Genomic DNA, 22,127 nt, shown 5'->3' with positions numbered 1-22,127 from the left:
CGGCCCTCCGGCCCGGGGCGCCTGACCTCCCGGGGGCCCCCCCGCCCGGCGGCGCGGGGGGGGGGGGGCCCCCCCCTCCGCCCCCCCCGGGCCGGCGGGGGGGGGGCGGACCACCGGGCTACGGATGGCCGAACGCGTACGCCCGGGCGCCCTCGCGGATCAGTCGTCGGGAGCGATCTTCCGATGGTTGCCGGACCGGCCGATGTCGAGGTCCAGGAAGGCGGTCAGCGGCGTTCCGCTGTTCCAGAATCCGAGCAGGTTGACGTCGATGAGCACCAGGTGGTGCTTGGCGGCGAAGGCGCGCGCCTGTTGGGTGAAGACGCAGGAGGCGACGAAGACGGGGGCGTCGGCGCCGTGTTCGTCGCGGGCCGTGCCGTTGAAGGTCTGCAGGTCGCGGCTGCCGACGGAGCGGTGCTTGGCGTAGCGCTTGCACTGGATGACCAGTTTTCTGCCGTCGGGCAGGAAACCGATGACGTCCGCTCCCAGGTCACCGGCGCCGCCGACCCGCTGCACCTCCGTACAGCCGTCCCGGCGGCACAGTCCGGCCACGTACTCCTCGAACTGCGCGCCGTTCATCTTCCACACCGCCGTCAACAAGCGGCGTGCCCGGCGGCGTTCCTCCTCCTGCCGGCGGGCCTGCTCGGCACGGGCTTCACGCCGCCCGGCGCGTACCAGACCCGCGACGACCGCGGCCACCGCCACGCCGGCGACCACCAACAGCACCAACGTCACCATCCCGGCCCCCTTCGACGAAGCTCCCGCTGCCGCCTTCCTCCCCCGGGCGAAGGGAAGTATCCGCCCGGTTCTGCCGGTTCCCGCTCGCACAGGGGAATGCGTGAGCACGTACCCGTATGCGCACGTACCCGTAGAGGACAGGCGCCGCGTGGCTGGATCAGCAGCTCCGCCCGGGGCGCGCGGACCGGCCCGTGCTCCCGCGGACCGCACCGGGTTCCCGGAAGGGGCCGCGCGCGGCGGGCCGTACCGCTACGGTCCGGCACTTACGTGTCGTGAACCGGAAGGGGCTGCCGAGTGAGGGCGGAACGGCGAATGGGCAACCTGCCGGACGAGGGGAGCCGCCTGGTGGGGCGCGGGCCGGAGCTGGCCGAGGCGGTGCGCCTGTGCGGGCGGTCCCGGCTGGTGACGGTGACCGGTGTGGGCGGGGTGGGCAAGACCCGGCTGGTGCGTCGCGCGGCGGGCCGGCTGCAGTCGTCCTTCGCCGACGGGGTGTGGTGGGTGGAGCTGTCCCCGCTGACCGCGGCCGAGCAGGTGCTGCCGTATGCCATCGCCCGGGCGCTGCCGCTGGCCGACCGCACCTCCCGCCCCGTAGTGGACGTGGTCGCCGAATACCTGGCCGGGCGCGAGGTGCTACTGGTCCTGGACACCTGCGAGCACCTGATCGACGCGTGCCGGGACACGGTGGCGACGCTGCTGACCGTGGCGCCGAAGCTGCGGGTGCTGGCCACCAGCCGCCGTTCCTTCGGCCTGCCCGCCGAGGAGACGCTCGCCCTCGGTCCGCTGCCGGTGCCCGCCGCAGACGGTGACGACGCGGCAGACGTCGCGGACGCGGTGGTGCTGCTGGCCGACCGGGCCGCCGAGGCGGTGCCCGGGTTCGCCGTCACCGACGCCAACCGCGCCGAGGTGAGCGCCCTGTGCCGCCGCCTGGAAGGCCTGCCGCTGGCTCTCGAACTGGCCGCCGCCCGGCTGCGGCAGATCCCCTTGAGCGTCCTCAACCGGCGTCTGGCCGACCGCTACGCGGCCTTGGGCGACACCGAGGACGTCGATGAGGACGACGTCGAGGGCGCGGTCGCGGACGGCACGGTCGACGCGGACCCGCCCTGGCACCGGGCGCTGCGCACCGCGATCGGCTGGAGCCACCAGCTGTGCACCCCGGCCGAACGGCTGCTGTGGGCACGGCTGTCGGTGTTCGCCGGCTCCTTCGACGCCGAGGCGGCCCAGGCGGTGTGCGCGGACGAGCGGCTGCCCGCGGGGCAGGTGCCGCGCCTCTTGGCGGCGCTGGCCGAGGACTCGATCGTCGAGTGGATGCCCACCGGGGCCGGCGAACGCTACCGGATGCTCGACACCATCCACGAATACGGCACGTTCTGGCTGGACGGGCTCGGAGAGGGCCGGACGCTGCGCCGCCGCCACCGCGACCACTACCTGGCGCTGGCCCGGACGGCCGACGCCGTCTGGTTCGGCTCCGACCAGATCAGCTGGTGTCAGCGGACGCTCGCCGAGCACGCCAACATGCGTGCCGCACTGGACTTCTGCCTCGCCGAGGAGGACGGGCACGGCGCGCTGGAGATGGGTGGGGCGCTGCGGTTCTTCTGGTTCGCGTGCGGCTTCGCCCGCGAAGGCCGTCACTACCTGGACCGCGCGCTGGCGCTGTCCCCGGCTGCCTCTCCGGCCCGCTCCCGGGCCCTGTGGGCCTGCGGGCTGGCCGCCCTCGCCCAGGGAGACGCGGACGCCACCGGTCGTATGGCCACCGCGTTCCGGGCAGCCGTGGCCGCGGAGAGCGACGAGAGCGCCCGGATCGCCGTCGCCTATCTGGAGGCCGTGAGTTTCCTGCTGGACGGACGGGTGACGGAGGCGGCCCAGGTGCTCGACGCGCAGCCGCGCCGGGGCCCGGCCGACGGCGCGCAGTACCCGGTGGCGTGGTTCCTGGTGTGGGTGTCCCGGCCGTTCGCCTACGTCCACCTCGGACGCTTCGCCGAGGCCCTGGCCGTCGCCGACGAGCTGAGCGCCGAGTGCGCCCGGCGCGGTGAGACCTGGACCCGCGCCTACGGGGACTACATGCGGGCGCTGGCCGCGCTGGGGCTGGGACGGGCGACGGAGGCGGCGGCCCATGCGCGTACCGCCCTCGACGGCAAGCGGCGCCTGCACGACAGCCTCGGCATCGCCACGGTCGTCGACGTGCTCGCCTGCGCGGCCCTCGCCTCGGGACACGCGGAGCAGGCCGCGCGTTTCCTCGGCTTCGCCGAGCAGGTCTGGCACACGCTCGGCACGCCCCAAGCGGGGGTCCCCGAACTCATCGCGGCCCGCGCCGCCTGCGAGATCAGCACCCGCCGCCTCATCGGCGACGACGCGTACCAGGCCGCCTTCCACGCGGGGTACACCACCGACCGCGACACCGGCATCGCCGAGGCGCTCGCCCCGCCCGGGTCCTGACCCGCGGCCCGGCACACGTCCGGCTGCGCGCCCCGACCGCTCCCCACCACTCCCCTGCCGCTCCGGCATGGACCTGATCCTGCCATTTGGGGTCACATTCCAGCCGCGGCCAATTAATCGGATTGCCTTGTTCAGCCGCTTTACAGAATCGTCTTTTGCGTAAGTGCGATACGAGATCACGCGGTGGCCGCATTGCGGAAGTCGGCGAGGTCCTCGTGACCGCGACGCCGTCCATAGTGGCGGCGGAGCGAGCTCCCGGTTCGATGTTCGAATTAAGGAGAACTTGTGATGCAAAAGATGAAGAAGGCCGCGCGCTCGCTGGCCGTGGCATTCGCCATGGCCGCCGCGTTCACCATGACCGTGCCGACCGGCAACGCTTTCGCCATCGATCATGTCGCCTGCCGCGGCGGGGAGAACTTCCTCAAGATCTGGTCGCACAACGGCGGACGTCAGAGCGTGGACTGCTACGCCAACCGCGGGCGGACGGACTTCGGCGGGTGGTGGGTCGACAAGATCTCCACGGGCAACAACGACCTGATCTACCAGGACGCCAATGGCGACTCGGTGAAAATCGAACGGTGGCACGAGATCTCCTTCCCGAACCGTCCGCCGAAGGTCACCGCCATCGAAATCCTGTGAGGATTCAGCGGGCCGGCCACTCGGGACGGCCAGTTTTGTCGAGCGCCCATTCCTGGATGCCACCACTTTCCGAACGGGCGCCGGAATTCCCGTGAGGTGAATGCGCTCGTACCCGGAACACCGATGCCGGCCACTCCTTTTTGGATGTGGCCGGCATCGGTCTGCGTATGAGCGAAATCGGCCAGCACCCCGGGAGAGCAGATTTCGGCGGCTTCGAGGTCCCATGAGGCGCCGGGCCGGGCGCCGCACCGCCTAGCGGTGCGCGACGCCGTCGATCATCAGGGCCAGGGTGAAGTCGAACCGGTCGTGCCCCTCACCGGCGGTGAGCTCGGCGGCATGGCGGGTGATGTGGGGGAAGGTTTCGGCGGGCAGGGCGGTGAAGCGGCGTTGCAGTTCGTCGCGGTCGAGGACCCAAGCGGTGTCGTCCTGTGCCGCTCGTTGGCGCGCGATGGACACTTCGAGGCAGTAGGCGGCCACATACAGCAGGAGCGCGTCGATGGCCCAGGCGGCGGCCTGGGGGGCGACGCCGCCGGCGAGGAGGATCGCCAGCATTCCCTCGGTGACACGCACGATCTCAAGATCGGTCGGGGCCATCGCGAGCGCGGCACGGGAGATCCCGGGGTATTTCAGGTACTGGTCGCGCAGCTGGGCGCACACGTCGCGGACCTGCTCCCGCCAGGCCGTGGGGTCGGGTCCGGGCAGTACGAGCGCGGCGCACAGCCGCCCGATGAGCAGCTCGTCGAGGTCGGCCTTGTTGACCACGTGGGCGTAGAGCGAGGCGGGGCCGGTGTCGAGGGCGGTGGCCAGTCGGCGCATGGTCAGCGCCTCGTAGCCCTCCGCGGCGACGACGCCCAGCGCGGTGTCGACGACCTGCTCCACGGTGATCGCAACCTTGCGGCGCCGCGGCCTGGGGTCGGCTTCGGCCTCGGGGTTCGGCGGCTGGTGGCGTGCGGCGCGGCGTTCTCTCGGGTTCACCGGGTCATCATAACTTGACGCGAACGCTGTTCGTACGTAGAACAGTGTTCGTGACCAACGATGTGAAGCAGAACGTGGACGTGACCGTGGTCGGGGCCGGGCCGGTGGGCCTCGTGCTCGCCGCGGAGCTGGCGCTCTCCGGGGCGACGGTGCAGATACTCGAACGGCGGGCCGAACCGGACCAGGCGATGAAGGCGCAGTCGATCAACATGCCGACGGCCGAGGCACTCGACCGCCGCGGCCTGCTGCCTGCCGCCGAAGCGGTGCAGCGCGAGGCGCTCAAGCGGGTGGGACCGTTCGCCCGTACGGTCGGCGACCGGCCATCCGGCGAGGCCCCGCGGGCGACCGGTGCGGCCCGGCGGGCGCCCGACTCGCGGTTCACCGGACATTTCGCGGGCATGGTCCTCGACGCCGACCTCGTGGACTGGACCGATCCCGACTTCGCCACGCACACCGCGGCCGACGGAGCGCGGATGGTGCCGCAGCCAGAGCTGGAGGCGCTGCTCGCCGAGCACGTCGCACGCCTCGGCGTACCAGTGCGGCGCGGCGTGGAGGTCACCGCGCTGGAAGACACCGGCGACGGCGTGCTCGTCGGCACCACGGCCGGCACGGTGCGCACCGGGTGGCTGGTCGGATGCGACGGCGGACACAGCAGCGTACGCCGCCTCGCGGGCATCGACTTCCCCGGCACCGACCCCGAACTCACCGGGTATCAGGCGGTTGTCGACATCGCCGACCCCGAGAAGCTCGCGGAGGGATGGGTGTGGTCGGCCCGCGGGGCGTACCGCCGCGGGCCGCAGCCCGGCCGGGTGGCCACCGTGGAGTTCGACGGCGGACCCGCCGGTCTCCCCCACACCCGGCTCCGCTCTCGCGGGAGGGCCCCCGTGGCGCCGGTCACCCTTGAGGAGGTGCAGGCCAGTCTGCGCCGGATCTCGGGCACCGACGTGACGCTGACCGCGCTGCGCGCCACCCCGACCCGCTGGACCGACAACACCCGTCAGGCCGCGGCCTACCGGTCGGGGCGGGTACTGCTGGCCGGCGACGCCGCGCATGTGCACCCGCCGTTCGGCGGCCAGGGGCTCAATCTCGGAGTCGGCGACGCGATGAACCTCGGGTGGAAGCTCGGTGCCGTGGTGGCCGGATGGGCCCCCGAAGGGCTGCTCGACACGTACGACGCCGAGCGCCGCCCTCTCGGCGCCTGGGTGCTGGACTGGACGCGGGCCCAGATCGGGGTGATGCGCGGGGACGCGAAGTCGGCCGCGCTGCGGGAGATCGTCGCCGATCTGCTGGGTACCCGGGCGGGCGCGACGTACGCGGTCAAGAAGATCTCCGGTGTCGCGCAGCGGATCGATCTGCCCGGCGACCATCCGCTGGTGGGGCGGTTCGTTCCCGATGTGTGGCTGAAGGACGGCTCCCGGCTGGTCGACCACGCTCACGGCGGCGGGTTCCTTCTGCTCGACCGCACTCCGGACGGGGCGTTCGCCCGCGTTGCCGCGGTCTGGGACGGGCGGGTGAGCAGCGTGACCGACGACGGCCACGCGACGCCGACCGGGATGCTGGTACGCCCGGACGGGGTGGTCGTCTGGGCCTTTGACACCGCTGACGTCGGTGACACCACCGGAGTTGCCGCCGCCGGCGGCCTCGAAGCCGTTCTGCGTCGGTGGGCCGGGGAGCCGGCACGCCGGCGCCCCGTGGAGCCGTAGCGGTCGCCGCCGCCGTCCTGATGACCGCGGTGTCATCACGGCCCGGTCAGGAGGTCCGGTCCGATTTCCGAGAGGGTCCGTACGCCCGCGAGGGCCATCGCGTCGGACAGTTCTTCGGTACAGGTGTCGAGGAGACGCTGTACGCCGGAGGCTCCGGCGACCGCCAGGGCCCACAGAACGGGGCGGCCGATCAGTACGGCGTGGGCGCCGAGTGCCAGCGCGGTCAGGACGTCGGTGCCGGTACGGATGCCGCCGTCGGCCAGTACGGGCACTTCGGTGCCCACCTCGTGGGCAACCGCGCGCAGGGCGTGCGCGGTGCTCAGGGCGCGGTCGAGTTGTCTGCCGCCATGGTTGGAGACGATGACGCCCGCAGCGCCCGCCTGGACACAGTGCCGCGCGTCGTCCGCCCGCAGCACCCCCTTGACGAGGACGGGCAGGCCGGTGAGGCGATGGAGCCGGCCGATGGCCTCCGGGCCGGTCGAGGGGTCCTGTTCCTGGCCGGGGCCACGGGTGTGGAGGCCGACGGCGCGGGTCAGGTCGTTGTCGGGGAGCGGCAGGGGACGCCGTACGCGGGGTTTCGTCCCGAGGTAGGGGGCGTCCACGGTGAGGACCAGCGCGCCGGCTCCGGCCGCCGCGGCTGCCTCGGCGGTACGGGCGGTCGCGTCGCGGTCCCGCAGGGCGTAGATCTGCTGCCACCAAGGCCCCGCCGCCGCGGCGACCTCCTCCACGCGGCGGGTCGCGCGGGAGGAGAGCACCAGCAGCGATCCGGCCGCCGCGACCCCGCGGGCGGTGGCCACCTCCCCTTCCGGGTCGGCCATCAGGTGGAAGGCGGTGGGCGCGGCGAGCACCGGGGAGGACAGGGGCGTGCCCAGCAGGTCGAGGGTGGTCCGTACGCGGGAGACGTCGCGCAGGACGCGGGGCAGCAGGCGCCAGGTGCGCCAGGCTCCGGGCGCCTCGGCGAGGCTGGTCTCGTCGCCCGCTCCGGCCGCGTAGAAGTCGTAGGCGGCGGGGTCGAGGACGGCGCGGGCCTGCTCCTCCAAGTCCGTGAGCGGCCCCGTGGCCGGACCTGTGACAGGCCGCGTGAACGCCCCTGTGTCGGGCTCCGTGAGCTGACCCGTGGCCGAACCCGCTGCCGGACCTGTGACCGGCCCGGTCACCGTGCTTCTCCCGCCGCTTCCACGACGGGCGCGGGCTGCGCGGTCCGCAGGTGGTGGCGCAGTCCGCTCCTCCAGGCGACGGCGGTCGTCGCGACGGCCAGCAGGCCCGCGCCGACGAAGATCGCGCGGGGGTCTCCGTGGTTGAGGGAGGTCAGGGCGCCCGCGAGGGCCGTGCCGAGCGGGGCCGCGGCCAGCGCCGTGACCCGGGCGGTGGCGGTCACCCGGCCGAGGAGGGCGCGGGGGACGACGCGCTGGCGCAGGCTCTGGATGGCCACGCTGGCCAGCACCGCCGACAGACTCGTCAGCACGTTGAAGGTCACCAGCAGGACGAGCGAGCCGGACAGTCCCAGGGCGGCCAGCGCCATGCCCAGTACGGCCGATCCCGCGCCGATGAGCATCACTTGGCGTGGTGGGGTGGCCAGCCGGCCGGCGACCGCGGCGCCGATCAGTCCGCCGATGCCGCCCGCCGCCACGACGATGCTGACCGTCGCGCTGCTCAGCCCCAGGGTGTCGCGGGTGTAGTACACGATCAGTGTCTCCACCGAGATGAAGAAGTTGGCGGTCGCCTGGAGGCAGGTGACGACGAGGATGAGCCGGGTGGCGCGCAGGTAGCGGAAACCTTCGGCCAGTTCGGAGCGGATCGGTGCGCGGGCGGGTGCCGGGCGGTCGGCGGACCCGGTCGTGGTCCGTGCGACGCACAGGACGGTGACGAAGGAGATGGCGAAGGTACCCGCGTTGACGAACAGGGCGGTCTGCAGGCCCGCGGTGACGGCGAGGGCGCCCACCGCCGCGGGGCCCACGATCAGCGACGCCTGGTTGGCCATCTGGAGGTAGGAGTTGGACCGCACCAGGCGCTCGCCGGTCACCAGGTCACGCACCATGACCGTCAGGGCCGTCTCGAAGAAGGCCGCGGCTCCGGCGGACAGGAAGGCCAGCGCCAGGATGAGCCACACCGGCGGGGAACCGGCCACCACGAGCAGGGCGAGGGTCAGGAACACCGCACAGCGCACCACGTCCATGACGAGCATGACCGCCTTCGGGTCCACCCGGTCGACGATGGCTCCGGCGGGGATGCCCACGAGCAGGTAGCCGATGGTGCGCGGCGCGGCGGCGAGGGCGGAGACGAACGCGCTGTGGCTGACGTCCAGTACGAGCAGCGGGATGGCCAGGATGGCGAGGCCGTCCCCGATGAGCGAGGTCACCTGCCCGCCGAGGAAGACGCCGAATCGTCCGCGCGAGGGGCCGTCGGACGGTGGACCGTCGGCGGCTGTCCGGAGTGCGTTTGCCACGTGGGTTCTCCTGGGATGTCGTACGCCCGGGAACGGTGGCGCGTCCGGGCAAGTGGGGGGGCGCGGGGCAGGGAGTGGCGTGCGGCCCGCCGCACGGGGGCGATGCGGCGGGGCCGACGCGGGTCAGACGTAGGACAGCCAGTCGCGGTGCTCCGGCGACCGGCCCCGGGATACCTCGTGGAAGAGGTCGCGCAGCTGTTTGGTGACGGGGCCGCAGCCGCCCGCGGCCACCGGACGGTCGTCCACCGAGGCCACCGGCACGATCTCGGCCGCGGTCCCGGTCAGGAACGCCTCGTCGGCCACGTACAGCTCGCCGCGGGTGATGCTGCGTTCGGTGACCGGCAGTCCGGCCTCGCGGGCCAGGGTGAGGACGGTGTCCCGGGTGATGCCGGGCAGGATGTTGTCGCTGAGGGGCGGGGTGACGAGGTGCCCGTCCCGGACGACGAAGACGTTGGCCGCCGATGCCTCCGCGACGTGGCCGGCCGGGGTGAGCATCAGGGCGTCGTCGTATCCGGCGCGCACCGCGGCGACCTTGGTCAGCGCGGAGTTGACGTACGCGCCGGTGGCCTTGGCCTGGGGCGGGACCGAGTGGTTGCCGTTGCGCTGCCAGCTGCTGACCATGAGCCGGCAGCCCTCCTCCTCCGCCCGCTCCCCCAGGTACGAGCCCCAGGGCCAGGCGGCGATGGCGACCCGGGCGCTGTCGAGCTGCGGGGCGACGCCCATCGTGCCGTAGCCCAGGTAGACGATGGGCCGCAGGTAGCCGTGGGTCAGGCCGGTGCGGCGCATCAGCTCCAGGGACGCTTCGGTGAGTTCGTCGACGGTGTGGCCGGGGTCCATGAGGTAGACGCGGGCCGAGTCGTGCAGCCGCGTCAGGTGTTCGCGGAGGCGGAAGACCGCGGGCCCGGAGTCGGTGGCGTAGGCCCGGATGCCCTCGTACACGCCCCAGCCGTAGTGGAGGCTCGGTGTCAGTACGTGGACCTGGGCGTCGTCCCAGGGCACGAACTCGCCGTCCATCCAGATCGTCGTGGTCGGTTCCAGCTTCATGCGCGTTCTCCTGAGGGTGCGGGCGGCGCGGTGGGCGCGCCCACCAGTTCCAGCCGTCGTTCGATGGTCAGCGACTGCAGACGCAGCAGTTCCTCGTAGGCGTCCCGTCCGGAGCCGCCGAAGGCGAACCAGCCCCAGCGTGGCTCCAGGTCACAGCCGCGGGCCCGTTTGGCCTCGTAGGACGCCAGGCCGTAGTGGACGCGCCGGATGCCGTGTTCGGCGGCCCAGCCGGCCGTCTCGTGGTAGGTCAGCGCGAGGTAGCAGCCGTCGGCGTCGGGGGCGAACCCCGCGGTGCGGGCGTAGAGCGCGTCGGGGGTGCGCAGGTGCAGCAGGAAGCCGTGCAGCCGCCCGTCCCGTTCGGCGCCCAGGACGAGGCAGTCCTCGCCCATCTCCTGGGCGGTGGCCTCGAAGTCGCGGCGGACCCGGGCCTCGCCGCCCGGCAGGCCGTACTTGGCCCGGTGCGCCACCTGGAGCGCGATGACCTCGTCGTCGAGGGCGCCGGGCCCCTCGCGTACCACGGTGCGGAATCCGGCCTTCTGGTACTCGCGCACCTCGCGGCGCAGCCGGGTGCGCCGGCGGCTGCTGAGGCCGGCCACGTACTCCTCGTTCGAGGACGCCGTCAGGTGCAGGACGCCCTCGGCGCCGAGCAGCACCCGCTGGTGGCCGTGGGCAGTGGCGGACGTGTCCGCCGCGTCCCGCTGGGCGTCGCCCGCGTACAGCAACGCGCTGCTGCGGCAGCCGAGTTCTTCGGCCGCGCGGGCCACGAGCCGGGGCAGGGCGGCCCACACCGCGGCCCGCTGGGCGGCGGTCCTGGCGGGGTCGTGGACCACCCCGGGGTGGTTGCCGAAGGTGGCGAGGGCCAGCGACGGATACTGCTCGTCCCGTGCCTGGTCCGTCCGGGCGGTCAGGGTCCGCCACCGTTCCCGCTCCGGCTCGTCCAGGAGGTCGGGTTCGGCCATGGCGCCCTCGGACCCGGCCAGGCGGGGCGGGTCGTAGAAGAGCAGCCCGCCGGCGCGCCGGGTGATCAGCAGGGGCGCCATCGCCACGGTGCGGCCCTGGTCGCGGATGCGCAGGAAGCGGGTTTCGTGCAGGTCGGTACGGGCCGTGAAGCGCCACCAGCGCAGGTCTTCCCAGACGGTGGTGGGGCGCTGCGGGCCCGGGAATTCGGCCGCGGAGGGGAAGGCTCCGGGTGGGAGGACTTCCGCCGTCAGGGTGTCCCCGGCCAGGGTCTCCCCCACTACGGTGTCCTGCGCGGCCGGTGCGGTCCGTGCGGCTGCCGGGGTGCGGACGGCCCGGGTCATGCGCGCCTCACCGCCTCGCCGGCCGGCTCGAAGGCGAAGCCGCGCGCGATCTGCTCGGCGGTCTCGGCCAGCCGGGCCGTGGTGGCGGCCGTGTCGGTGCCGGTCACCACCCAGGTGGCGAGGAAGTCGCCGGACTTGCGGTTGCGGTAGCGGCGGCCTCTCCAGTCGTCCCCGACGCGGGTGGCGAGGCGGAAGTCGTGGACGCCGTCGGGTTCCCGGGGCACGCGTACGACCCGGGCGTCGCGCGGCGGGAGGCCGCCGAACGCCACCGAAGGGGCGGTGCGCGTCCGCGCGCGGATCGCGTCCAGGTCGACGGGGAGCCCCGCCTGCACCCGGGACCACAGCGCGCGGGGGTCCTCGCCCAGTACGTGCCGCAGCATCTCCGGGATCGGGCCGCCGCCGACCCGGGCCGCCACCTCGCACAGGACGATGTCCCGGCCGGGGGTGACGAAGAATTCCGCGTGCACGAAGAGGGAGGGCGGCGAGGGCAGGGACGCCACCAGGTCCCACGCCGCTGTCTCCAGCCGGGCGGCCAGCGGGTCGTCCCGGTCGAGCGTGCAGGAGCCGAGGCTGCTGTCGGTCCAGTGCGACAGGCAGCCGTCGCCGGTGTACCGGGAGGGGACGGCTGCGACCGGGCGGCCGTCCACCATCAGGGCGTCCACGTGGTACAGGTCGCCCTCGACGAACTCCTCGACCTCGTGCGGCAACGCCCGCAGCGCCGCCTCCAGGCCGTCGGGCGGCGCGGGGCCGTCCAGGACCCGTACGCCCGTGGAGCCGGAGCCGCCGCGCGGTTTCACCACCGCCTTCCTGCCCGGGTGCTCGCGCAGGAAGGCGGTGACGTCCGCGACCTGGTTCGCCTCGGCGAAGTCCGGTACGCGCAGGCCCGCCTTACGGGCGTAGCGCTTCATGAGGACCTTGTCCCGGTAGGCCTCGGCGTGTTCGGGGGCCATGCCGGGCAGCCCCCACTCGGCGCGCAGGACGGCGGCCCGCTCCACGTCGACCTCGGCGAGCGCGAGGACGGCCCGGGGCGGGCGGGCGGTGGCCAGCCGGCGGGCGGCGGCGAGCACCGCGGCGTCGTCGGTGTAGTCGTCCACCGTCACCACGTGGGCGAAGCCGTCACCCACGTGGGTGCCCTCCGCGGCGACCGCGACCAGCTCGCCGGAGGCCTCCGGCAGCCAGTCGCCGAAGGGGAGCCCGCTGTTGCGCGGGCTGATGAGGTGCAGGATCACGCGGTCGTCACCTTCCGATCCGTACGGACGGCGCCGTCCGCGTCCCACGGGGCACCGTCCGGGCGGCAGCCGGGCAGGCCGTGCCGGGCGGCCAGCGCGTCGAGGGCGGTGGCGGTCGCGGCATCGAGGGGGACGCCGGCCGCGGTGCGTTCCCGGGCGTGCGCGCGCTGCGGGTCGCCGGGGGCCAGGACGGGCGCCTCGGTGGCGCGCGGGGCGGACCGTACGGTGCCCAGCAGGTCCGCCAGGCCGTCGGCGAAGGCGTCGGCGCCCGCGAACGCGGCCGGGTCGAGCGCCACGATCAGGTGCCCGATCTGCCGTCCGGCGCCGGGGGTGCCGCCGCCGACCTGGGTGAGACGCCAGTCGGTGGGCGCCCCGGCCAGGACGGCGCCCAGCAGGGTGACGGCCATGGCCAGGCCCTGGCCCTTGTAGCCGCCCAGGGGCGAGAGGGCGTGCGCGGCGTCCGGCTCGCCGGTGGTCCGCCCGGCCGCGTCGGTGGCCCAGCCGGGGCCGAGCGGCCGTCCTTCGGCGCGGCGCTGCTTGATCTCGCCGAAACAGACCTGGCTGGTGGCCATGTCCAGGGCGAGCTGTGTGCCGTCCTGTCCCGCGGCGACGCTGATGGGGTTGGTGCCGAAGAGCGGTTCGACGCCGCCGAAGGGGGCCACCCGGGAGGCCGCCGAAGTGACGGCGATGCCGAGCAGGCCCTCGTCCGCCAGGTAGCGGGTGTAGACGGAGGCGGCGCCGAAGTGGTTGGAGTTGCGCACCGCGACGATTCCGGCGCCCAGCCGCCGGGCCCGTTCGGCGGCCGAGCGGGCGGCGGTGAGACCGGCGACCATGCCCAGGGCCGCGTCGGCGTCCAGCAGGGCCCCGGCGCCGTGGTCGTTGACCGTACGGAACTTCGGTGTGGGGTTGGCCACTTGGGTGGCGAGTTCGTCGAGGTACTGCGGCAGCAGCCGCAAGCCGTGGGTGTCCACGCCGCGCAGCGAGGTCTCGACGAGCCCGTTCGCCACCTCGGCGGCGTCGGCGTCCGGTACGCCCGCCGCGCCCAGTGCGGTGGCCGCCAGGGTGCGGGCGGCGTCGGCGTCGATCCGGCGCGGGGCGGCGCCGGCCGGTGTGTCGTGGTTCATCGTGGGCTCCAGTGCATGAGGTGCGGTCCCGTTCCCGGCCGGCCGGCGTCCGTGAATCCGCCGCGCCGCAGGAAGCCGGCGGCCGGGCCGGGGGCGTGGCACCACACCGTGGTGGCGCCCGCGAGGGCGGTGTGGGTGAGCGCGGTGCGCAGCAGTGCCGTGCCGGCTCCGGTGCCCCTGGCCTTCGGGGTGGTGACGAGGTCCCGTATCCGCCAGAGGTCGCCCCGCGGCCCGTCCGTGTCCCGGTCCGCGTCCGGGAACCGTTCCCGGTGAACCGTCACGGTGCCCACGGTCCGGCCGGCCTCCAGGGCCACGTAATGCCGGGAGGAGGGCAGCAGGTCGGCCTCGGCGTGCGGGAAGCCCGCCTCGGTGGTCACGGGCAGCAGGTCGCGCAGGGGGCGGATCTGGTCCACGGAGGTGGCGCGCACGCTCCAGCCCGCCGCCTGCGGGTCGGGGCGGTAGCCGGAGCCGGTACGGTCGGGCAGCGTCACCCGCCCGGTGCCGTCCAGTACGGGGCCGCTGCCGGTGTTGACGGCGAGCAGGTCCAGCACGTCCACGTCGAGGTGGTCCACGAGGCCGCCCAGATGGGCGGTGGCCGATACGCCCGCGGCGGACTCGGGCATACAGCCGAGCATGGTGATCAGCCCTCGTTCGCGGGCCCGGCGCAGGATGTCCAGGGAGGGCGTGATGCCGCCGGCCTTCATCGGTTTGACGTTGACGCCGTGGAAGGCGCGGGCGCACGCCGTCAGGTCGCCGGGGCCGGTCATGCTCTCGTCGGCGATCACCGGGAACGGGCTGACCGCCTTCAGCTCGATGGCGTGGCGCCACCGGTCCCGCGGGTACGGCTGCTCCAACAGCCGTACCCCCAGGTCCCACAGCTGGCCCAGTGCCGCCAGCGTGGGCGCGTGCTCCCAGCCGCAGTTGCCGTCGACGTAGAACGGCGCGTCGGTGTGCTGCCGCAGGGCCTTGAGCGTCGTCAGGTCGCCCGGGTCGGCCAGTTTGACCTTGTAGGCGGGCCAGCCGGGCCGCTCGTCCAGCTTGTGGACCATGACGGATTCGGTGTCGATGCCGATGCTGAAGCTGGAGCGCAGCCCCTGCGGCCGGTCAAGGCCGAGGGACTCCCACAGGGGGACGCCGCGCAGCCTGGCGTGCAGGTCGTGGACGGCGGAATCGAGAGCGGCCAGCACGAAGGGCGACTCCGGCAGGGCGTCGGCCAGCGTCCGCCAGGTCCGTGCCGGGTCGTCGTACGGGTCGACGGCGGCCAGCAGCGGGGCGACGCGGCGCAGGTCGGCGTGGAGCTGCGGCAGTTCGGACCGGTAGCTGGCCGTCATGAACGCCGCGGCTTCGCCGAATCCGGATCGCCCGTCGTGGGTGGCTTCGACCACCAGCCCCGGCTGTACGGGGATCGCCTCGCGTGCCGAGCGCCATACGTGCCGCTGGGTGAGGCGCACTTCGTGCACCGTCACCCGCATGAGGCCCCCTCCGGGACACGGACGGCGGAGATGTCCAGCAGGTCGCGGGTCCCTCGCGGGGCGCCCTGCGTGGTCGCGGGAAACCACGAGCCGAGGGCGGGGCGCAGTTCGTCGAACCACTCGGCGTGCGGGTCGTAGGCCGCGAAGAAGGGCTTGCCCACCAGTTCGGGGCGGCGGGCCTGGAGCATCCGCAGGACGAAGACGCGCTGTCCACCGACGCTGGTGACGCCGTCGACCAGCACCTTGCCGGGGCTGGCCGACATCACGGGGCCGCGCGCGGTGCGGGCCAGGCCGGAGACGCCGCGGATCGCCGTGGTGTAGATATCCAGTGCCCGGGCCAGCGGCACGCCGAAGTAGCTGCGCGCGCCGGTGTCCCGCTCGACGAACATGTAGTAGGGCACGGCGCCCAGTTCGACGAGCGTCTGCCACATCCGCGACCACGCGTCGGCGTCGTCGTTGACGTGTCCGACCAGGGGGGCCTGGGCCCGGATGACCGCGCCGGTCGCCTGGATGCGCGCCATGGCCCGGCGCACGGCCGGGGTCCGCAGTTCCTGCGGGTGGGAGAAGTGCGCCATGACGGCGACGTGTTTCCCGGCGGCCACGCACCGTTCGAACAGCCGCAGCAGGTCGTCGGCGCCGGGGTCGGTGGTGAAGCGGTAGGGCCAGTACGACAGCGCCTTGGTGCCGAAGCGCAGGGTGCGTACGTGCTCCAGTCCCGGTTCCAGCAGGGGTTCGGACCAGCGGCGCAGCAGCTCGGTCCGCATGATCATCGGGTCGCCGCCGGTGAACAGCACGTCGGTGACCTCGGGGTGGGCCCGCAGGTACGCGGTGGTGCCGACGGAGTCGTGCGCGGCCTGGCGCAGTTCCTTGTCGCCGACGAACTGCGCCCAGCGGAAGCAGTATCCGCAGTAGGAGTGGCAGGTCTGCCCCTGGGAGGGGAAGAGCAGCACGGTCTCGTCGTACTTGTGCTGGAGCCCGTCGACGCGCCGCCCGTTCAGGGAGGGGACGTTGAACTGGAGCTGGTCCCCGGGGTGGGGGTTCAGCTCCGCCCTGGCGTCGGTGGCCGCCTTGCGCAGCACGTCGCGGGACGCCTGGGAGTCCAGGAGGGTGGCGATCCGGTCGAAGGTGGCGACGGGCAGCATGTCGCGGTGGGGGAAGGTGAGCCGGAATATGGGGTCGTCCGGCGCCGCCGACCAGTCGATGAGTTCGTCCGCGACGTATTCGTTCACCTTGAACGGCAGGACACTCGCGACGACGCGCAGTTCCCGCAGATAGTCCTCGGACATGCCCCGGTCGGCTGCGAGCGTGGCCAGTTGGCCGTGCGAATAGGTTTTCACCAGGAATTGCCTCAGCTCTCGATGCCGCTACCCGCTCTGTTCGAACGGGAGGGGAGGGGGGTCAGGCGGAGACGTGGGATTTCGACCAGTCGAACTGCACGTCGTCGACGACGTCCATCTGCCGCAGCAGGGTGTGCAGTCCGGTGTAGTCGCGCACCAGGCGGCTGCGGCCCGATTCGGCCTGGCAGTCGGCCAGCATCCGGTGCCCGCCGGCCACGCCGGTCAGGTCCATGACACGGTGCCAGGTGCTGTAGTCGGTCGCCACGAAGGCGTCCAGGCCGGCCAGCAGCATGTCGAGGAAGTACCGGCGCTGCTTGGCGTCGAGCTGCTGGTGCACGGTCTCCGCCAGCACCGCGGAGATCGAGGCGTGGCAGTATTCGTCGCGGTTGTGCAGCTTGGCCGTGGAGCTGTTGATCGGCTGGATGTCGGGGTCGTCCGCCAGCAGGTCGAGAAAGGCGTTGATGGAGATCTCCGAGACGGTGGCGAAGGCCAGCGTCGTCAACGACCGCTGCCAGCGCTCGGGCGCCTCGTCCCGCAGCCGCTGGTGCTCGCGGGCGGTGTGGGAGAGCGGCAGCGCGGCATCGGGCATGCTGTGCCCGCGGCGCCGTCGGGTGAGGGCGCTGGCGTTCAGGTGCATCAGCGTGTGGTACTGCTCGTCCACCATCGCCTGGGCGAGGGACAGGTTGAGCGCCTCGCCGTGCAGCGCCGGATATTCGCCTTCCATGACGAGCGCGAAGGCGGGATTGGCCACCTTCTGCTCCGCCATCACCGTGTGCCGGTTGTAGGCGATCCAGGCCCAGCTGAGGATCTCGGAACGCTTTTCCGGGGAGAGGGCTTGATAGGTGGGGTGGTCGTGGAAGGGGAGGATACGTTCGGGATAGTCCGGGCGGTCGGGCTCGAACAGTTCCTCAAGGTTGGGTTCGGTGCGCTTCACGGTGGCCCGGCGGTGCCAGTTCCCCACCAGCCGGCGGATCACCGCACTCTCCACCGGGTCGTTCGGGTCGTGGCGGGGAACTCCGGGCGGCATGGACGACCGCAGTTCTTCGGGCAGCCCGGTGGGGAATTCCGCTTCCGCGGAATCTGTTGTCGCGGGTTCCACCGACGCGGAATTCGCTGCCCCGGGCTTCACCGCTTCGCTATCCGACGGTTCGGCGGCATCATGGTTGAGATCGGTCATCACTTCTCCACGTACGGGATGGCCATTCGTACCGTTCCGGCGGCAGACGGCGCCGGAATCTGCGCTCACCGGGATTCGTCGAGCCAGTACCGCGTCAAGTGGCGGCGGGCGTCGCGGTATTCACTGCGCGCGTGCAGCATGCGCTGGTTGTCCCAGACGAGCACGGCGTCCTCGGGAATGAGGACCGAGACTTTCTCCTGCCGGAAGAAATCGACGGCCTGTTCGGCCAGGCACACGCCCAGCTTTCCCAGCGGAAGCTCCTCGGCGTCCACGCTGACGTCCACCGGCGGGTCGTAGTGGCCGGCGGTGAGCAGGTTGTAGCTGAACCGGATGACCTCCCGGCCGTCCGCGGCGCGGTCCACCACGGGCCGCCGCACCCCCTCGCTGCCGACTCCCCCGGTGTTGCTGCCCAGCCAGTCGACCTGCCGGTCGTGCACGGCCGCGCGGTCGGCCGCGTCGAGCTGGTCCAGGAAGCGGGCCGCGTCCGCCAGTTCGGTGTGCCCGCTGCCGCAGGTGGCCTGGGTGCGGCAGTGCAGGGCCAGATAGCGCGGCGGCGGGTTCCAGCCCGGCGCCTCGGTGTGGACGAGAATCGTGTTGGTGCTCTTGGAGTAGCGGCGGCCCTCGAATCCGGGGGCGGCCTTCACCTGGTAGCGCAGCGACCCGTCGTATTGCGGTACGAGGGTGCCGAAATGCCGTAGCACTTCGGCCGCTTCATCGTCTCCGGTGACTCCGTCGATCAGCGTGTAGCCGTTTTCCCTTAACTCGTCGTGGTGCGCAGCTGAAGGCAGAACAACGGTCATGGTGGGCCCTTCGGGAGTTTGCGTGGATCGCACGTCGCGGCTCTCCGATATCCCATGGGACTTTCCGGGACTCCCCGGCTCCGCGTCAACGTCTCACCGTGACCGAAAGTCCGCTGTTGAACACCGACCGGCCACCGATTGTGAACCCGACGGTCCGGTACGGACGCCGCCGCGTGCGCCGGTCTGTACCCTTTCGAGGGGCTTGCAGGCATCCGTAACCGCCCGGCGGCGGCACCTTCGGCGGCGCGCCATGACGGGCCGTAATATGACCATGACCGATTCACGGTGGCTGGGAAAAGCCATCGGCCCCGCGGCCTGAGACCTTGATCACATAGAGATCCGGCCACGATGGCTTGAGCGGCACTCCCGCTGACGCGAGCGCGCTCCCCGCTCCCTGCTTCGCGGTGGCCCGTACGAACCTGTGATACGGCATGATCACCCGGAGACGCACGATCCGGTCGGCGCAGCACGCCCCCGTCGACACATCGCGCCCCCACCCGCACCTGAGGAGACGGAGACCGCCATGGTGGACTGCTTACTGGCACACGCTTTCATCGACGACGACGGGAAGTTCGGGAACCCCGTACTCGTCGTGGTCGAACCGGACGGCGGCGAACTCCCCCAGGACCGGCGGCAGGACCTGGCCGACCGGCTCGGCATCCCCGCGGTCGCCTTCGTCCGCTCCCCGCCCGCGCGACGCACATCGATCGCCATCCACGGTTCCTACGGGCTGCCGATCCGGTTCGGCGGCCACCCCGTACTCGGCACCCTCGAAGCCCTCCACCACCTGGGGCACACGGTCGAGGAGATCGTCCCCGAGGCCGGACCGGTGGCCTGTAGGCGCGACGCGGAGGGGATCTGCTGGCTGACCGCCCCCGCCACCTGGTCCAAGCCGTGGCGTCATCTGCGGATGGCCTCCGCCGCGCAGATCGACGAGCTGACCGAACTGCCGGACGGGGAGGACTTCACGCAGGTCTGGGCCTGGTCGGACGAGGACGCCGGCGAGGTCCGCGCGCGGCTGTGGGCCCCGCGGATCGGCAAGGGCGAGGACGAGGCGTGCGGCAGCGCGTCGATGCTGCTCACCCTTCAGCACGAACGGCCGCTACGGGTCCTGCACGGCCGGGGCTCGGTCATCCGCACCTCCCCGGCCGGCGACGGCCTGGTGGAACTCGGCGGCCGGTGCGCGGTGCGGCCACCCGCCGAAGAGGTGACCGCCGAGGTGGTTCGGGCCTACGCGCGGGCCTGAGGTTCGTACGGGGCGCTGGGGCGCTGCGATGGCGCGCGCCAGGAGGAAGGAGAGTGACCGGCGGCGCTCGCCCCCCGAGGCGCGGCCCGCCGACACGATCCGGCTCGCGGTGATGGAGGCCGGCACGGGCCCGTGACGGCACCAGCGGCCCCCGTCCGCCTCCCCGCCTCGGTCTTGGCCTCGCAGAATCTTCCCCCCGACCGGCAACCCCGACCCTCGTCGGACGTCATTCCGGGAGAGGGAGCGCCCCCGGGCCCGGGGTGGCACGATCGCGCCGGGCACCCGCCGTCCAGGGCGGGGAACGGGTGGGCGTCCCCTCACGGCCACCGGGCCGGCAGCGCGGCGCCCCGCGGAGGGCACGGCAGCCTCCCGCGGGCCGGGCCCGTACCCCCGGAAGAGACCAGGAACGACCATGGGAACGACCTCAGTCAGCCGCAGAACCCGCTACCGCGGCCTCGCCACCGCAGGAGCGCTCCTGCTCGGCGCCGCCACGACGGCCGTGCTGCCGCCGACCGCTGCCCTCGCGGCGCAGCCCAAGTCCGTCACGACGCATCCGGGCGCCACCACCGCTGGGGAGCGCAGCCGGATCGACACCTACTGGACGCCCACGAGGATGAAGCTCGCGGGCGCCATGATCCCCGAGATCACCCCCGTCCCCGAGGACGACAACACGCCCGACGACCCGCGTCCGCTGCCCGCCGGCACCCCGGATCCGGGCGCCACGTGGGCGCACGGCGGAGCGGTGGACAGGAACGTCGGCCGCCTCTTCTTCACCTTCTCCGACGGCTACGACGGCAGTTGCACCGCCACGGTCGTCAGCGGCGCGAACCACAGCACCGTCGTCACGGCGGCACACTGCCTGCGGGGCGTCGGGCCGACCGCCGACGACGACACGTGGAACCACAACTTCTATTTCGTGCCCGGCTACCGCAACGGGACGAAACCGCTCGGCGGCTTCACCATCAAAGCCATGGCCACCTCGTCCCGTTGGGACGCCGATCCCGCCACGGTCACATCCGACGACGTCGCCGTCGCGGGCCACGACGCGGCGTTCCTCGTGGCGAACCCGGCAGCAGGCGGACGCCGGATCGCGGACATCACGGGAAGCCAGCGGATCGCGTTCACCAAGCCGGCCGAGGGCGAGTTCATCCACACCTTCGGGTACCCGAAGGACAAGCTCAACGACCCGAGCGCCGTCTACAGCGGAAACAGACTGATCCACTGCGCGGGGCCGGGCCGGCAGGGCCCCGACGCCCCGTTGCTGTGGGGCGAGAGCTGCGACATGGCGTCCGGCGCGAGCGGTGGGCCCCACCTCGCCGGTTTCGACACCCGGACCGGCACCGGCACCGTCGTCGGCGTCACCTCCACCACGGAGGATCTCGCAGGCGGGCAGCCCGACACCCTCTACGCCACCCGCCTCGGCGACAACGCGCACGTCCTCTACGACTGGGCGCGTACCCACCCGGCCTGACCCCGGCCCGCCCTGCCCGGCCGGCCCGTGACCACGCGGTCCGCCGTCACCGACCAGGCGACATCAGGTGCGGGGAGAGCTTCGGCCCCGCTCAGCCGCTCACCACACCGAGCAGGACCCGGACCGTCTCCGCCATCGCCTCCCGGCCCTGGGCGACGTAGGGGCGGGGGTCGGTCAGGTCGGGGCGCTCCGCCAGCGTCTCGCGGACCGCGCCGGTGAACGCGACGTTGAGAGCGGTACCGATGTTGATCTTCACGATGCCCGCCTGAACGGCTTGTCGCAGATCGTCGTCGCCGACGCCCGACGAACCGTGCAGCACCAGAGGTACGGGCACGGCCTCCCGCAGGCGTTCGATGAGCGCGTGGTCCAGGGTCGCGGAGCGTTCGGTCATCGCGTGGCTGCTGCCGACGGCGACGGCCAGGGCGTCCACGCCGGTGTCCGCGACATAGCGCGCCGCCTCCTGCGGGTCGGTGCGCACCCCGGCCGCGTGGGCGCTCGCGGGAGCGTCGGGCTTGCCGCCCACGTAGCCGAGTTCGGCCTCCAGCCACAGGCCCGCGCCGTGGGCCCACTGGGCCGCGGCGCGGGTGGCGGCGAGGTTCTCGGCGTACGGCTGCGCCCCGGCGTCGAACATCGCGGAGGAGAACCCCGCGTCGGCCGCCGTGCGCAGCAGCCGCATGTCCGTCACGTGGTCCATGTGCAGGGCGACGTCGACGTCACAGGCCTTGCCGACCTCGGCCGCGGCCCGCGCGATCGGCTCGACCCGGCCGCCGTGGAACCGTACGGCGTTCTCGCTGATCTGCAGGATCACCCCCGGGGCGCCCGCGGCGGCCGCGCCGGCGGTGATCGCCTCGGCGTGCTCCAGCGTGATCACGTTGAACGCCGCGACGGCCCGGCCTGCGGCGGCGGCCTTCGTGACGAGTTCGCTCGTGGGAACCAGGGGCATGAAGGTGTCCCCTCGCTTTCCTGTCGGTTCGGTGGGTACGGGCCGGTGTCGG

At 72.9% G+C, this 22,127-nt stretch carries 18 protein-coding genes; 5 read left to right on the top strand and 13 right to left on the bottom strand.

What is annotated here, in order from left to right; translation table 11 throughout:
* Window positions 1-159 precede the first annotated feature (159 nt).
* The gene (locus ACFV57_RS37040; protein ID WP_385241719.1) at window positions 160-735 is read right to left on the bottom strand and encodes a restriction endonuclease; all 576 of its coding nucleotides are present in this window, start codon (window positions 733-735) and stop codon (window positions 160-162) included.
* Between the two features lie 312 nt (window positions 736-1,047).
* Between ACFV57_RS37040 and ACFV57_RS37035 the strand changes: the two genes are divergently transcribed.
* Both ACFV57_RS37035 and ACFV57_RS37030 read left to right on the top strand, forming a co-directional pair.
* Window positions 1,048-3,168 carry an ATP-binding protein gene (locus ACFV57_RS37035; protein ID WP_385241716.1) on the top strand — a complete coding sequence of 707 codons (2,121 nt, stop codon included), beginning with the start codon at window positions 1,048-1,050 and terminating at the stop codon, window positions 3,166-3,168.
* 297 nt (window positions 3,169-3,465) lie between these two features.
* Window positions 3,466-3,807, top strand: a complete 342-nt coding sequence (locus tag ACFV57_RS37030) for a beta/gamma crystallin domain-containing protein (RefSeq protein WP_385241731.1) — start codon at window positions 3,466-3,468, stop codon at window positions 3,805-3,807.
* Window positions 3,808-4,059: 252 nt separating this feature from the next.
* Here ACFV57_RS37030 and ACFV57_RS37025 read toward each other — a convergent pair whose 3' ends face one another.
* Entirely contained in the window at window positions 4,060-4,782 is a 723-nt protein-coding gene (locus ACFV57_RS37025) for a TetR/AcrR family transcriptional regulator C-terminal domain-containing protein (protein ID WP_385241713.1), read from the bottom strand.
* 44 nt (window positions 4,783-4,826) lie between these two features.
* Here ACFV57_RS37025 and ACFV57_RS37020 point away from each other — a divergent pair, with 44 nt between their 5' ends.
* Complete coding sequence (locus ACFV57_RS37020; protein WP_385241729.1) at window positions 4,827-6,485, top strand: FAD-dependent oxidoreductase; 1,659 nt, start codon at window positions 4,827-4,829, stop codon at window positions 6,483-6,485.
* A 35-nt stretch (window positions 6,486-6,520) separates the two neighbouring features.
* On the opposite strand, the gene ACFV57_RS37015 is transcribed toward ACFV57_RS37020, so the two are convergent.
* The 10 genes from ACFV57_RS37015 to ACFV57_RS36970 all read right to left on the bottom strand — a co-directional run bounded on the left by ACFV57_RS37015 (window position 6,521) and on the right by ACFV57_RS36970 (window position 18,415).
* Window positions 6,521-7,525, bottom strand: a complete 1,005-nt coding sequence (locus ACFV57_RS37015; protein ID WP_385241710.1) for an alpha-hydroxy acid oxidase — start codon at window positions 7,523-7,525, stop codon at window positions 6,521-6,523.
* Between the two features lie 113 nt (window positions 7,526-7,638).
* Complete coding sequence (locus ACFV57_RS37010; protein ID WP_385241707.1) at window positions 7,639-8,931, bottom strand: MFS transporter; 1,293 nt, start codon at window positions 8,929-8,931, stop codon at window positions 7,639-7,641.
* 123 nt (window positions 8,932-9,054) lie between these two features.
* A complete protein-coding gene (locus ACFV57_RS37005; protein WP_385241704.1) occupies window positions 9,055-9,975 on the bottom strand; it encodes a branched-chain amino acid transaminase in 921 nt (306 codons plus the stop codon).
* Window positions 9,972-11,276, bottom strand: coding sequence for a GNAT family N-acetyltransferase (locus ACFV57_RS37000; protein WP_385241701.1), 1,305 nt, complete (start codon window positions 11,274-11,276; stop codon window positions 9,972-9,974). The genes ACFV57_RS37005 and ACFV57_RS37000 overlap by 4 nt, the downstream gene beginning before the upstream one ends.
* The gene (locus ACFV57_RS36995) at window positions 11,273-12,505 is read right to left on the bottom strand and encodes an acetyl-CoA carboxylase biotin carboxylase subunit family protein (RefSeq protein WP_385241698.1); all 1,233 of its coding nucleotides are present in this window, start codon (window positions 12,503-12,505) and stop codon (window positions 11,273-11,275) included. Before ACFV57_RS36995 ends, ACFV57_RS37000 begins: the two co-directional genes overlap by 4 nt.
* Window positions 12,502-13,629, bottom strand: coding sequence for an Ldh family oxidoreductase (locus tag ACFV57_RS36990; RefSeq protein ID WP_385241695.1), 1,128 nt, complete (start codon window positions 13,627-13,629; stop codon window positions 12,502-12,504). The genes ACFV57_RS36995 and ACFV57_RS36990 overlap by 4 nt, the downstream gene beginning before the upstream one ends.
* Entirely contained in the window at window positions 13,626-15,101 is a 1,476-nt protein-coding gene (locus tag ACFV57_RS36985) for a GNAT family N-acetyltransferase (RefSeq protein WP_385241692.1), read from the bottom strand. Before ACFV57_RS36985 ends, ACFV57_RS36990 begins: the two co-directional genes overlap by 4 nt.
* Window positions 15,092-16,438 carry a KamA family radical SAM protein gene (locus tag ACFV57_RS36980; RefSeq protein ID WP_385241689.1) on the bottom strand — a complete coding sequence of 449 codons (1,347 nt, stop codon included), beginning with the start codon at window positions 16,436-16,438 and terminating at the stop codon, window positions 15,092-15,094. The genes ACFV57_RS36985 and ACFV57_RS36980 overlap by 10 nt, the downstream gene beginning before the upstream one ends.
* Before the next feature lie 61 nt (window positions 16,439-16,499).
* Entirely contained in the window at window positions 16,500-17,615 is a 1,116-nt protein-coding gene (locus ACFV57_RS36975; RefSeq protein ID WP_385241686.1) for a diiron oxygenase, read from the bottom strand.
* Between the two features lie 65 nt (window positions 17,616-17,680).
* Window positions 17,681-18,415, bottom strand: coding sequence for a TauD/TfdA family dioxygenase (locus ACFV57_RS36970; RefSeq protein WP_385241683.1), 735 nt, complete (start codon window positions 18,413-18,415; stop codon window positions 17,681-17,683).
* A 523-nt stretch (window positions 18,416-18,938) separates the two neighbouring features.
* On the opposite strand from ACFV57_RS36970, the gene ACFV57_RS36965 reads away from it, so the two are divergent.
* Window positions 18,939-19,661 (top strand): PhzF family phenazine biosynthesis protein, encoded by a 723-nt coding sequence (locus tag ACFV57_RS36965; RefSeq protein WP_385241680.1) that lies wholly within the window; start codon window positions 18,939-18,941, stop codon window positions 19,659-19,661.
* Window positions 19,662-20,073: 412 nt separating this feature from the next.
* Entirely contained in the window at window positions 20,074-21,132 is a 1,059-nt protein-coding gene (locus tag ACFV57_RS36960) for a trypsin-like serine peptidase (RefSeq protein ID WP_385241677.1), read from the top strand.
* A 91-nt stretch (window positions 21,133-21,223) separates the two neighbouring features.
* Here ACFV57_RS36960 and ACFV57_RS36955 read toward each other — a convergent pair whose 3' ends face one another.
* A complete protein-coding gene (locus tag ACFV57_RS36955; RefSeq protein ID WP_385241674.1) occupies window positions 21,224-22,075 on the bottom strand; it encodes a ketose-bisphosphate aldolase in 852 nt (283 codons plus the stop codon).
* Between the last annotated feature and the right edge of the window lie 52 nt (window positions 22,076-22,127).

Origin of the sequence: Streptomyces sp. NPDC059788 (genome assembly GCF_042732265.1) — a bacterium.
In the GTDB taxonomy this organism is placed as follows: Bacteria; Actinomycetota; Actinomycetes; order Streptomycetales; family Streptomycetaceae; genus Streptomyces.
Note: the sequence above shows the minus strand (reverse complement) of the source record. Positions and strands in the feature narration are given on the sequence as shown.

Coding starts and splice junctions, on each gene's coding strand:
- ACFV57_RS36990 (WP_385241695.1), bottom strand. CDS start 13,629: ATGAACCACGACACACCGGCCGGCGCCGCCCCGCGCCGGATCGACGCC.
- ACFV57_RS37005 (WP_385241704.1), bottom strand. CDS start 9,975: ATGAAGCTGGAACCGACCACGACGATCTGGATGGACGGCGAGTTCGTG.
- ACFV57_RS36960 (WP_385241677.1), top strand. CDS start 20,074: ATGGGAACGACCTCAGTCAGCCGCAGAACCCGCTACCGCGGCCTCGCC.
- ACFV57_RS36985 (WP_385241692.1), bottom strand. CDS start 15,101: ATGCGGGTGACGGTGCACGAAGTGCGCCTCACCCAGCGGCACGTATGG.
- ACFV57_RS36975 (WP_385241686.1), bottom strand. CDS start 17,615: ATGACCGATCTCAACCATGATGCCGCCGAACCGTCGGATAGCGAAGCG.
- ACFV57_RS37040 (WP_385241719.1), bottom strand. CDS start 735: ATGGTGACGTTGGTGCTGTTGGTGGTCGCCGGCGTGGCGGTGGCCGCG.
- ACFV57_RS36970 (WP_385241683.1), bottom strand. CDS start 18,415: ATGACCGTTGTTCTGCCTTCAGCTGCGCACCACGACGAGTTAAGGGAA.
- ACFV57_RS36955 (WP_385241674.1), bottom strand. CDS start 22,075: ATGCCCCTGGTTCCCACGAGCGAACTCGTCACGAAGGCCGCCGCCGCA.
- ACFV57_RS36965 (WP_385241680.1), top strand. CDS start 18,939: ATGGTGGACTGCTTACTGGCACACGCTTTCATCGACGACGACGGGAAG.
- ACFV57_RS37030 (WP_385241731.1), top strand. CDS start 3,466: ATGAAGAAGGCCGCGCGCTCGCTGGCCGTGGCATTCGCCATGGCCGCC.
- ACFV57_RS37000 (WP_385241701.1), bottom strand. CDS start 11,276: ATGACCCGGGCCGTCCGCACCCCGGCAGCCGCACGGACCGCACCGGCC.
- ACFV57_RS37035 (WP_385241716.1), top strand. CDS start 1,048: ATGGGCAACCTGCCGGACGAGGGGAGCCGCCTGGTGGGGCGCGGGCCG.